Genomic DNA, 11,910 nt, shown 5'->3' on the forward strand with positions numbered 1-11,910 from the left:
TGGAAATGGGAGTGGACGTCCGAGCCGGTGGTGCGGATGTGCCCGGCATCCGACTTCAGCGCGGCATGGTCCTTCTCCAGCTGCTCCAGATCGCCCGTGTACTGGGGAATCTGATCCGGCTCCAGCTTGATTTCCACCCGACTGCACCCCCGACTTCATCCGCTGTGGATCGACGCATCGAACCCCCGCGGTCACTACCGATCCGTTTCTTCACTTTAGACCGATCGACTGACATCGGTCGCACAGCGGTACGACATCCCGCCCCCCCCCGAGTCCTCCGCTCTAAGCCCCCTTCAAATGCCGCATCAACCGTTCGAAGTCCTGCCAGCCGGACAGGTCCGACGGGTCGCCCGGGAGGGGGTAGTACAGGGCCGGGCGGGTCTTTGGGCCGAGTTGGAGGGGTGGGGTGGGGAGGGGGGTGTGGCGGGCTCGGTCGCCGGGCATTGCGCGGACTTCTTCGGCGCCGAGGGCGAAGGCGAGGGGGACGCCGGGGCCCTCGAAGTGGGGTGGGACGGCCAGGTCGCGGCGGGCCTTGCGGAGTTGGACCAGCATGGACTGGAGGTGGTGGCGGGTGGCCAGTACCTCTGCGGCGCGCGGGAGGGCGTCCAGCGGGAGTTCCTCGTCGGGGCCGTAGCCGAAGGCGAGGGTGACGTCCTCCTCGATGCCGGCCGTGGTGCGGTTGATGCGGACCGTGGCCAGGCCGGGGCGGGACGGGGTGCCGACGACCACGAGCCAGGTCGGGTCGGGGGCGCGGTCGTGGGCGAGGTCGGTGAGCTGACGGAGGGACCAGGGGAGGTTGGCCGGTTCGGCGGTGCCCCAGCCGGCCGGGGGTTCGCCGGTGAGTTCGCGCCAGACCGATTCCAGCGCGCCGCCGAGTACCAGGCGGTCGTCGGCCGGGTGGACCGTACGGAAGGAGACGGCCAGCTGGCGTTCGCCGGTGTCGGTGACGTTCTGGAAGGTGGCGGCGAGCGGGGTACGGGCGTCCTCGGCGGTGGCCCCCGGGCCCTCGACCGGGGCGAACAGGCCGCCCTGGAAGCGGAGTACGGCGCCGGACAGGCCGTCGTAGTAGCCGTCCCGCTCGTCCTGCACGACCCAGCGGGAGGGCCAGCCGGGGAGGCTGTTGCGTACCGCGGGGGAGAGCGTGGCGCCCGGGTTGGTGACGATCTGGAGGCCCAGTTCGGCGTTGGCGGCGGCCCGGAAGGCGTCCGAGAGCCAGGCCGTCATGGCGACCACCGGGCGGTCCTGGATGATGACGGCGACCTTGTCGGTGAGCGCGTCGACGGCGGGTTGCGCTGCGGCGGGGGTGGGCGCGACGCTCACGCCGTCGGTCTCCACGACGGCGAGCGAGCGGGCGGCCTCCGGCGGCCAGGCGGAGCCGCCGGACAGCGAGGCGAGCCGCGCGGAAAAAGTGCCCGCGAGCCGCTCGGCCTCCTCGACGCCGGTCGTGGCGCGGGCCTCCGTCCACCAGAAGGGGACGGGGGGCGGGGTGGCGCCGAGAAGACGTTCGGCCTCGCCCGCGACCTGGACGAGCAGCGGGGCCTCGATGGAGACGAGGGGGCGGCCCTGTTCGTCGCAGAGCTGCACGACCGCGTCCTCACCCGCGGTACCGACCAGTTTGTCGGGGCCGCCGGAGAGCAGACCCGCGAGCACGGTCAGCGGGTCGGGCATCTTCTGGGTGAGGGTGATGACGTCCTTGGTCATGTGGTGGTCGTCCGGTTCCTGGTCATGGGGGCGTCCGTATCGCTCGGGGACGCTCGTGGTCGGGGTGGCGAGGCGGGGGGGGGCGTCACCTGTCGATGGGTACCGTCCGGATGACGCGAGCCGCGTCACCCGTCGGTGTGTACCGTCCGGATGACGCGGGCCGCGTCACCCGTCGGTGTACACCGTCTGGATCAGGCGGTTCGGCCGGCCCCGCTGCATGAACACGCCGCGGCCGGGCGGCTGCTGGGAGGCGTACGTGCCGGGGAAGAGCTGGCCCTCGCTGCGGTCGCCCGACATCAGGAGCGCCGAGGCGCCCGACTCGCGCAGGCTCAGCATCAGCGGCTCGTACATGCCGCGCGAGGCGCCCGCGACGCGGCGCGTGAGGACGAAGTGGAGTCCGATGTCGGCCGCGGAGGGGATGTACGGGAGGAAGGGTTCGAGGGGGGCCTGTCCGGCCGTCGTCAGGACGTCGTAGTCGTCGACGAGGACGACGATGCGCGGGCCGCCGCCCCAGCTGCCGGGCTCCAGATCCTCCACGTCCGTACCGTCGCCCGGCAGCCGCTTCTCCAGCTGTCCGGCGACGCCGTGCGCGAGGCCCGCGCACATCTTGGGGTTGTACGCGTAGCCGCCGCGGAACTCCTCGGGGATCGCCCCGCGCAGCCCGCGCCGCGGGTCCATCACCGCGAAGACCAGGTCGTCCTCGCCGTACCGCTCGATGAGGCCCTGCGCGACGGTCTTGAGGAGGTTGGTCTTGCCGCACTCGCTGTCACCCAGGATCAGCAGGTGCTGGTCGTGCTGGAAGAGGTCGACCATGACGGGTGCCAGTGCCGTCTGGTCGAGGCCGATCGGGACGCGCTGCGGCTCGGCGGCGGGGCCCGGCAGCAGATGCGGTTCCAGGACCCGCGGCAGGACCCGTACCGGCTGGGCCACCTCGCCGCTCCAAGTGGCGCGGACCGTACGGGTCGTGCGCTCCAGGACCGCGCCCAGCTCCGAGGTGTCGGTCAGCCCGTCCGTACGCGGCAGCGCGATCTGCGCGAAGAGCTTGCCGTCGGTCAGGACGCGGCCGGGCTCGTCGGGCGCGAGGGTCTCGGCGAGCTTGCGGTCGATGCTGGACTCGCTGGGGTCGTTGAGCCGCAGCTCGACGCGGGTGCCGAAGTTCGACTGCGTGGCGATGCGGACGTCGTTCCAGCGGAGCATGCCGGCGACGACGTGGATGCCGTAACCGCTGCCGCGCTTGAGGATGTCGGCGACCGCGTCGTCCAGCTCCTCGAAGTCGTCGCGCAGCGCGCCGAAGCCGTCGATGATCAGCACGATCTCGGCGGAGGCCAGCTGCGGCAGCCGGCCCGCCGCGTGCAGCATCCGGAGCTGCTCGACGGAGTCGATGCCGTGCTCGCGGAAGAGGTCCTCGCGCAGGGCCAGCATGTTGCGTACTTCTTCGACCGTGCGGCCCGCGCGCTCGCGGTCGGCGCGGCCCGCGACGCCGCCCACGTGCGGCAGGTCCGACAGCGCCTGGAGGCCGCCGCCCACCAGGTCCAGGCCGTAGATGCCGACCTCCTGCGGGGTGTGGGTCAGCGCGACCGAGAGGGCGAGGGTGCGCAGCAGGGTCGTCTTGCCGGCGGCCGGGCCGCCGATCACGGCCGCGTGGCCGCCCGCGACCGTGAGGTCCAGGTACCACTGGCCCTGCCACTGCTTGGTCGGGTCGTCCAGCAGGCCGAGCGGGATCTGCAGCGGGCCGCGCCGCGCGGCGAGCTGCATGCCGCGCGCGCCGACCTCGACCGGCCCGGCGGCCTTGTCCAGGGCGACGGCGGCGGGCAGCGGCGGCAGCCAGATGCGGCGCACCGGATCGGCGGCGCCCTCCAGCTGGCCGACCATGACGCCCATCTCGGTCGGGCCGGTCTCGCGGCGCCGCGCCGCCGGCTCCTGCTCCCCGCTCTGCTCCGGCTCGCCGAGGGTGTTGAACGCCTCGTACTCCAGGGCCAGCGGCCCGGTGTCCTCGTCCTCGGCGCGCTGCACCGGGCCGCGGTAGGCGCCGGAGACGTAGCTCGCCTTGAAGCGCTCGTAGTGGCTGGTGTCGACCTTGAGGTAGCCGAAGCCGGGCAGCGGCGGCAGGTGGAAGGCGTCCGTGGTGTCCAGCACCGTGCGGGACTCGTCGGCGGAGAAGGTGCGCAGGCCGAGCCGGTACGAGAGGTAGGTGTCCAGGCCCTTGAGCTTGCCGCCCTCGATGCGCTGGCTGGACAGCAGCAGATGTACGCCGATGGAGCGGCCGATGCGGCCGATGGACAGGAACAGGTCGATGAAGTCCGGCTTGGCGGTGAGCAGTTCGCCGAACTCGTCGATGACGACGAAGAGGTGCGGCAGCGGTTCCAGGTCGGGGCGCTTCTCGGCGCGCAGCGTGGCGTAGTCCCCGATGTCGGCGACGTTGCCCGCGTTCTTGAGCACCTGTTGGCGGCGCTTGACCTCGCCGGCGAGCGAGGCGTGCACGCGCTCCACGAGGCCCGCCTGGTTCTCCAGGTTGGTGATGACACCGGCGACGTGCGGCAGGTCCGCGAACGGCGCGAAGGTCGCACCGCCCTTGTAGTCGACGAGGACCAGGGCCAGGTCCTCCGGCGGGTGGGTGGCGACCAGGGCCAGTACGAGCGTACGCAGCAGCTCCGACTTGCCGGAACCGGTCGCGCCGACGCACAGGCCGTGCGGGCCCATGCCCAGCTCGGAGGACTCCTTGAGGTCCAGCAGCACCGGCTCGTGGGAGTCGCTGATGCCGATCGGCACGCGCAGGAAGGCACGCTCGCCGCGCGGGGCCCACAGCCGCGACAGGTCCAGCTGCGCCACGTCGTCGATGCCGAGCAGCTCGGCGAAGTCCACGGGACCGGACAGCGGGGCGTCCACGAGGGACTCGGCGGACAGCCGCATCGGCGCGAGCATCCGCGCCAGGCCCTCGGCGAACGGGACGCTGACCTCGTCGACGGTGCCGTGCGCGCTGATCGGCTCCTGCTCGCGCAGGTCCTCGATCACCACCTGATCGCCGTTCACGGTGATCCGCACGCTGACCTGCCCCGGCTCCTGGACCCGCTGCTCCAGCAGGTGCAGGACGGTGACGCCCATGTCGCGCAGGCCGACCGCGTCATCGGGGCGCGGCAGGTCCACGGCGTCCTCGCCGTGCCCGTCGGACACCACGAGCAGCCGGGAGTTCATGGCCAGCGCGTCCCGGTTGGACAGGCCGCGGCGCACCTCGGCCGCGTACGAGGCGCGGCGGCGCAGCTCGGGGCCGATCTGCCGGGCGAGCTGGGGCGGGGAGGGGGCGATCCGGCGGGCGGCGACGGGCCCGTCGAACTGCTCGGTGTCGAGCAGATGCGGCAGCCACTTGGCCCACTCCCAGTCGGTGAGCCGGTCGCCCGGTACCGCCAGCGCCATCGCCACGTCGTCCGGCGCGTGGGTCGCGGAGGTCTGCACGAGCAGCGCGCGGGCGACGCGCAGGCAGTCCTCGCGCGGGCCGATGACGCTGATGTTGCCGACCCGGTCGAGCGGGACGGTGAGCGGGAGTTCGGTGCCGGTGCGGAAGCGGTCCATCAGCGCGGACGCCTCGTTGAGCATGAACCGGTCGGGCGGCGTGAGGACCGAGGAGCCCTGCTGGGCGACGGTCAGATCGCGGACCGGCATCTCGCCCGTGCCGACGCGCACGCGCAGGAAGTCGCCGTCCATCCGGCGGCGCTCCCACAGCCGGGCCGGGTCGCGCACGATGTCGTACAGCGCGTCCGGCGGCGGGTTGAGCACGTCGGCCTGCTCGCGCCGCTCGCGCTCCTCGCCGGACAGCTCCTCGCGCAGGTCCTCCAGGTAGGCGAGGTACGCCTCGCGCTGGGTGCGGCGGGTGCGCTGGGCCTTGCCACGCTGCGAGAAGGCGAGCCCGAGGGTGCCGATGAGGGTGACGACGACGATGATCGCGCCGAGCCCGGCGAACTGGCTGTTGCGCACGACCGTCATCATCACGACGGACGACAGGACACCCGCGACGGGCAGCAGCGACATCGCGATGTTGCCCGACTTGCCCTCGGGGAGGTTGGGCGGGGCCTCGATGGTGCGTGCCTCGGGTGCGGCCTGGGGCCGCGCGGTCCTGGCCGGGCGGTGGATCAGTCGGGTACTCATCGGCGTCCGTCACTCACGGTCGGGCTCGGCATGGGGATCAGTGGCGCTGCTGGGAGAGCCGGAACGCGTCCGCGGCGAGGCGGGTGGCGGCCTCCCTGGTGGAGCGCGCGAGGAGTTCGGTACGGATCGTGCCGCCGGCCGCCAGATGGCGGTCGTACGGGAGGACCTGCACGCCCGCCCCGGTGGACCGCAGCTTCTTGACGGCCTCGTCGAGGTCGAGTCCGCTGTGCGGCACGAGCTCGGTGAGGACGACGACAGTGCCGGCGATCACGTGCGGGGGCAGCCCCTGCATCCACTGGAGGATCGAGTACGTACTGGTGATGCCCTCCAGGGTGGCGGGGGCGGTCAGCACGCGGGCCTGGGCGGCGGAGAGCGCGACCCGGGCGACCTCGGCGGGCAGCGTCTCGCAGTCCACCACCGTCACGCCGAAGTACCGGCGCAGCGAGACCATCACCCGCTCGTACGCCCTGGTCTCCAGCATCGCGCCGATCTGCCCCTGGCTGCCGGGCAGCAGCCAGGCGTTGTTGGGCAGCTGGACGAGGTACCCGGTGACATCGAGCAGCGACATCTGGGGCTCGACGATGCCCGCCAGGTCGCCGGTGGTCCAGCGCAGCGTCTCGGCGCCGAGCCGCAGCGGCAGCGAGCCGAGCGACGGGTCGGCCTCGACGAACAGCACCGGGTCCTGCCGGTAGTGCGCGTACGCCGTGCCGAGCAGCGCGGCGACGGTCGACTTGCCCGAGCCACCGCGGATGGAGGTCACGGCGATCTGCCGGCCGGTGGTCACCGGCTGCTGGAGGACCTCGGCGGTGGCGGTGGTCTCGGCGACCTCGCGCGCGGCGGAGGAGGACACCGTACGGCGGAGGTTGCGCGTGGCCCGCGCGGCGAACGACTCGCCGTGCCGCGGCTTGCGCCCGGTGAGCGCGAGGCTCTTGTCCACGACGGGCCGGGAGTCGGGCGTGCGGTGCGCGCGTGCGCCGGGGGCGTAGCCGGCCTGGGCGTAACCGGCCTGCGCGTAGCCGGCCTGAGCGGGTACCTGCTGCTGGTACTGGGGCGGCTGCTGCTCGTACTGCGGTGCCTGCTGCTGGTACGCGGGCGCCTGCTGCTCGTACGGCGAAGCCTGCTGCGGGTGCTGCTGTTGGGGCGGGAGCGGCGCGGCCGGGTGGCCGGGCTGCTGCGGGGGCGCGGGGTGCTGCTGGGCCGCGGGCTGCCCGGGGGCGCCCTGCTGCTCCGCGGCAGGTCCTTGCGCACCCTGCGTGGCTTGGCCAGGGCCCTGCTGCGCCTGCTGGCCCTGCTGCGGCGTGCCCTGTGACGCGGCCCCGCCCCGCAGGTCACGCAGCACGTCGCCCTGCCAGTTGTCTCCGTTCGGCATGTCAGCCCTTCTTTTCCGCCCTGCTGCCCCGCCCGGAGCGCCTGCGCGTCGAACTCAGAACGTGTTGACCGTGTTGAGCATCAGAACTTGTTGAGCAGCTGTCCGTACACGCCGAACGCACCGACCGCGAGCGGGAAGAGCCCGATCACGCCGATGGATTCGACCAGGTCGGCCACGCGCCGCAGCCGGACCTGCACATGCTCGGGCGGCTGCACCGCCAGGACGAGCAGCGGCAGCACCGCGGCCGCGCACAGCACGACGAACGGCCCGGCGCCCCCGGAGTGGTCCAGCCACACCACGACCAGGCGCACGACGAGCACCGCCGCCGCGGCGAAGAGCGCCACGACCTCGGCCACCAGCGGGAAGGCACGCGCCCTGGAGAGCAGTACGAGGGCCACGAGCGCGGGCAGCGCCACGGTCCACACGCTCGGCGTCGCGGCACGGGTGAGCAGCCAGCTGCCGGCCGTCGCGGAGGCCGCGGTGACGATCGTCGCGAGGGCGAGGCCGCGGTGGGTGGCCGCGAGCGCGTTCCCCACCTGGTGGCGGCTGACGGACGTGCCGCCGGAGCGGCGGTCGTCGAGCGCGGTGAGCCCGGAGGCCATCAGGGCGAGCCGCGGCAGCAGGCCGAGCAGGATCACGGAGCAGACGGCCATCACGGCACCGAGCCGCACCGGGTCGTCCTGGAGGGCGGCGACCGCCTCCCACACCACGGCGATCCCGGCCGTGGCCGCGGCGCCGATGAGCCCGCCGCGGCCGAGCGGCGAGAAGTACCCGAGGAGCAGCAGCGTCACGACGAGCGCGCCGCCGACGGCGGCCAGCCGCGTGGTCCCCGACCAGGCGTAGGCGTCGGCGGCGGTCCAGGCGGTGAGGATGCCGAGGCCGCCGGAGGCGAGCAGCAGCGCCGTGGCGAGCCCGCGGTTGCCCTGCCCGATCTTCGCGACGAGCGCGCCGGCCGCGAGGAGCACGAGCGTGGCCGCGACCAGTACCCCCACGAGCGCGTCGAGCGCGAACTCGCGGCGGGCGAGCAGCGCGGCGACCACCGCGAAGGCGACCGTGGCCACGCCCGCGCTGACCCGGCGTGCGGCGGGCCGCCAGCGCCAGGTTTGCAGGTCCAGGTCGTCGGCCACCAGGTCGGTGACGTCGTGCACGACGGGGGCCGGCGGCGCCGAGTGGGCCCGGACGAGCCGGAGCACGGCGCCGTCCGCGACCTCCGCGGACGACAGCGTGCTGTCGTGCGGCAGCGCGGACCCGTCCGACGTGATCAGCTGCCGGGTCATCGGCCGCGACGCCGCCCGGTCGTCCAGCAGCTGCAGGATGTCCGGCAGCAGCTGCCCTATCGGGGTGTCGGAGGGCAGGACGATGTCGGCCCGGCGTCGCTCGCCGACCAAGGTCACCCGGCTCAGTTGCGCCCGGGATGTCGTTGTTGTGCTCACCACTTACGGGAACCTATCGTCGCGACGTTGAGGACTCGGGCCTGTACGGCGTTCCCATGTTACTGGTGCCCTGCCCATTCCCTTTTGCGCGGAATTCCGCCGCCCGTGCGCCGAATTCCCGCTTTATCCACCCGAGTTGCCGACGCGGAAGTCACCGGCAACTCGTCCTGCTCCCACCGGATTTCCCGGCTTCCTCCGTTTTAGTGCTGTTACTGCTTCTCCGACTTCTACTGCTTCGCTGCCTTCGTCGGCTGCTCGTACTGCTGTTCCTGGCGCTGCTGCTTCTCCTGCTCGGCCTTCTGCTGCGCCAGTGTGTGCTGGAGGAAGGACCAGCCGACGCAGCCCGCGCACAGCACGGCGGCGATGGCGATGCCGGCGAACACCTTGCCGATCCGCTCGTCCGCTGTTCGCCTCGCCCGCTGCGCGCCGAACAGCAGCGCGTCCCGCATCCTGCGCCGGCGTACCGCCACCGACTCCAGAAGCTGGCTGTCGTAATCCCGTGCCATACGTCTCGTCGTCCGTTGCCTCAGTCGTCCGTTGCGTCAGTATCGTCCGTTGCGTCAGTCGTCCGTTGCCTCGGGCGTCTCACTTTGCCTCGCAACATAAGGCATGGGTGAGGAAGCGGTACACCCCAGGGTCAGCCCTGAGCAATCCCCTGGAAGATCATGAAACAGATCCACAGCACGGGAATCAGGGCGATATACGCGAGCGGCCGCTGATGCACCGGCTTCCCCGGATCGGCCTGCCGGCCGTGCTGCCCCGGCGCGGGCGCCGGCAGCTTGCTGACCTTGCGCCGCGCGACAAGATTCCAGATCACGGTGAACGGCGTGAAAAGGAACAGCGAAAACGGGCTCCACCAGCCCTGCCACAGGGTCGCCGTCATCATCGTCCGGTAGACCGCGATGCCGCAGTTCCCGCACATCGGCCCGTCGTACTTCTGAAACCGCATCAGAATCAGAAACCCTTGATGCGCCCGAAACGTCACCCGCGCGGCAGGGCCCCCTCCACAGAACCGGCACCCTTCAGGACCGGGCTGCGGGGCCCCGTACGGCCCCTGCTGCGGCTGGCCGTAGGGCTGCCCGCCCTGGGGCGACATCCCGTACGGCGCCGGCGGCATCCCGTACTGGGGCTGCGGGGACATGCCATAGGGCGCGGGAGGCATGCCGTACTGCGGCTGCCCGGTCTGCGGCGGTCCGGGCTGCTGGGCGTACGGGTTGGCACTCGGCTGCTGCGGTGGCTGGGTGGGCGGCGGCGTGGTGATGGGATTCCCCGTGTCGTGTGGAAGTGGGCGGGCGGCGTACTGCGTTGTCCTGCCGGCTGCTGCCGAAGCCTCGGGCGTGGCGGCCGCACGTCCGGTGCGTGGTCCGGTGCGTGCGCCCTCGGCCTCGTACCAGGCGCGGAGCGACGCGACGGCGGCGTCCAGGAGGCCGCTCTGCACCGCCTCGTCGATCATTCCCTCGCTGATCCGCTCCCCGAGCACCAGCGCCATGGCCGCGCGGACGGCGTCGGCCGGTGACAGCCGTCCGTCCGGCGACAGCTGGGGAAGGGGGTTGGCCGACCACCGGTACTCGGTCGTGACGGCGACGCGCGAGCTCGCGCCAGGCCGCCGCGTCTTCCCGGTCGAGCGCGGCGATCAGGCGCTGGTCGTCGGCGGGGGTGACGGTACGGGCGAGTTCCTCGATCGCGGCCACATCGGAAGCAGCGGTGAGGGGGCCCACGCCGGGCTCACGACCGAGGAGGTCGAGGAGGTCCAGGGGTGCGACGCCGCGTTCACGCACGTCACGCACCTTGGCGTCGTACCACTCCAGCCCCGCCCTGTACGCGTCGATACTGCTCGCCTTGCGGTCCACCCAGCCGACATCGGCGGAGTCGCCCCAGGCGTACCCCATCACCTGTCCGTCGGGGGCGGCGACGCTGATGTAGCGCACGGGATCGGACATGTCGCTCAAGCTGTCTTGTCAGTCCGTCTTGGCGAGCGTCTCGACCGCGGTGGCGTTCGGGGCGTCGGTGAGGGAGTCCGGCACGGCACGGCCCTTGTTGCCCTCCGGGTTGGCGAGCAGCTCTTCGACGGCCTGGGACGGCAGGATGCCCCGCCCCTTGGCTTCCTCCAGCCTGGCGTGCCAGATGCCGCCCTCGGAGAACGCCCGGGGGCCGGCGGCCTCGCGCGGTTCCCACGCGGCGGCGTCGTCCTCGTCGTTGGCCCACACGTAACCGAGGACCGCGCCGCTCTGCTTGTCGACCACCGTGAAGTAACGGACCGGCTTGTCGGTGTGGACTTGGTAGCGCGGCGGCCCCGGCGACACGAGGTTGAAGTGCACGTCCTCGTCGAAGCGTGGGTTGATCGGTCGTTCGTTGTTCATGCCGTTCACATTCCTTTGGCTCGGGCTGATCTGCGACGAAGGCTACGGGCGCCTCGGCAGAACCTCCCCGTAGACGTGCCACTTGCCGTCCGTCTCGTCCATGAAGACACGCGTCACCTTGTACTCGGAGCCCTTGGCGAGGAGCAGCTCGCGTTCTCCGGGGTACTTGGAGAGGTGGTCGATCCACAGAGCGGGGGTGCCCTTCGCCACCCGCAGGTGCATGTGCACGGGCTTCATGTCGAACGGAGGCGGCGGCGTCTTGCCGAGTGCCGTCGAGGTGAACGCCTTGTCGTCGAACACACCGCCCTGCATCTCCAGCGGTGACTTCAGCGGACGGCCGTCGATCTTGATGTGGTCGACCCCGGTGCCGCGCACGATCATGAGGTCCTCGGGCACCGGGCGGGCGCCCATGACCTTGTCCATCTCCGAGATGGTGTGCTTGAGCGAGTCGTCCAGGTCGGTGCCGAAGCGCAGGTGGCTGTTGATCAGGTCGTACTCGTTGCCGCTGTAGGTCTTCAGCGCTTCCCGCGACTCGGTGGGCAGGTCGTCCAGGAACTCGTTCCAGTACGAATTGCCGTACTTCAGTCCCGCGGCGTTGTCGACGCTGGGCGCGGGATTCGTGCCGCGCGCCAGTTCGGCCATGGCCACTGCGTGCTTGTCGGCATCGCTGAGGCTTTCGAACTCCGTCCGCGACATGTGCGGCTTGTACTCGAACGGCTCCCCGGCGCCGCTGCCCGGCACGTCCGTGCCGCCGTGGCCCGGGGCGCCCGGCGCGTCGGTGCCGTGGTGCGCGGCGATGTCCGCCGCGTCATGGCCGAGGTCCGCGTGGTCGCCGTGGTGCGCCGCGTCGTCGCCGTGCCCGGCCGCGTCGTCGGCATGACCGTCACCGTGCCCGCCGTGCGTGCCG

8 protein-coding genes are annotated in these 11,910 nt (G+C 72.1%); all 8 read right to left on the minus strand.

The annotated features are described in order from the left end of the window. Positions 1–282: 282 nt before the first annotated feature. The gene (locus ABT381_RS32775) at positions 283–1,701 is read right to left on the minus strand and encodes a DUF6177 family protein (protein WP_351600695.1); all 1,419 of its coding nucleotides are present in this window, start codon (positions 1,699–1,701) and stop codon (positions 283–285) included. 165 nt (positions 1,702–1,866) lie between these two features. After that, a complete protein-coding gene (gene eccCa / locus ABT381_RS32780; protein WP_351600698.1) occupies positions 1,867–5,841 on the minus strand; it encodes a type VII secretion protein EccCa in 3,975 nt (1,324 codons plus the stop codon). Positions 5,842–5,878: 37 nt separating this feature from the next. Next, a complete protein-coding gene (locus ABT381_RS32785) occupies positions 5,879–7,210 on the minus strand; it encodes a nucleotide-binding protein (protein ID WP_351600701.1) in 1,332 nt (443 codons plus the stop codon). A gap of 80 nt (positions 7,211–7,290) precedes the next feature. Next, complete coding sequence (gene eccD / locus ABT381_RS32790) at positions 7,291–8,646, minus strand: type VII secretion integral membrane protein EccD (RefSeq protein ID WP_351600704.1); 1,356 nt, start codon at positions 8,644–8,646, stop codon at positions 7,291–7,293. 224 nt (positions 8,647–8,870) lie between these two features. Continuing rightward, on the minus strand, positions 8,871–9,149 hold the full coding sequence (locus ABT381_RS32795; protein ID WP_351600707.1) for a hypothetical protein: 279 nt from the start codon (positions 9,147–9,149) through the stop codon (positions 8,871–8,873). Between the two features lie 131 nt (positions 9,150–9,280). Then, positions 9,281–10,132: a hypothetical protein gene (locus ABT381_RS32800; RefSeq protein ID WP_351600710.1), complete on the minus strand. Its 852-nt coding sequence runs from the start codon at positions 10,130–10,132 to the stop codon at positions 9,281–9,283. 469 nt (positions 10,133–10,601) lie between these two features. Next, positions 10,602–11,003, minus strand: a complete 402-nt coding sequence (locus ABT381_RS32805; RefSeq protein WP_351600713.1) for a hypothetical protein — start codon at positions 11,001–11,003, stop codon at positions 10,602–10,604. Positions 11,004–11,045: 42 nt separating this feature from the next. Beyond that, positions 11,046–11,910, minus strand: an 865-nt coding sequence (locus ABT381_RS32810) for an ADP-ribosyltransferase (protein ID WP_351600716.1), incomplete at its 5' end; no start/stop codon positions are given.

Origin of the sequence: Streptomyces sp. NPDC000151, from assembly GCF_040301705.1 — a bacterium.
Taxonomy (GTDB): Bacteria; Actinomycetota; Actinomycetes; order Streptomycetales; family Streptomycetaceae; genus Streptomyces.

What these genes read in the sequence shown, in the direction of transcription:
- ABT381_RS32805 (WP_351600713.1), bottom strand. Translation starts at nt 11,003, where the DNA reads ATGAACAACGAACGACCGATCAACCCACGCTTCGACGAGGACGTGCAC.
- ABT381_RS32775 (WP_351600695.1), bottom strand. Translation starts at nt 1,701, where the DNA reads ATGACCAAGGACGTCATCACCCTCACCCAGAAGATGCCCGACCCGCTG.
- ABT381_RS32785 (WP_351600701.1), bottom strand. Translation starts at nt 7,210, where the DNA reads ATGCCGAACGGAGACAACTGGCAGGGCGACGTGCTGCGTGACCTGCGG.
- ABT381_RS32795 (WP_351600707.1), bottom strand. Translation starts at nt 9,149, where the DNA reads ATGGCACGGGATTACGACAGCCAGCTTCTGGAGTCGGTGGCGGTACGC.
- ABT381_RS32800 (WP_351600710.1), bottom strand. Translation starts at nt 10,132, where the DNA reads ATGGCGCTGGTGCTCGGGGAGCGGATCAGCGAGGGAATGATCGACGAG.
- eccCa (WP_351600698.1), bottom strand. Translation starts at nt 5,841, where the DNA reads ATGAGTACCCGACTGATCCACCGCCCGGCCAGGACCGCGCGGCCCCAG.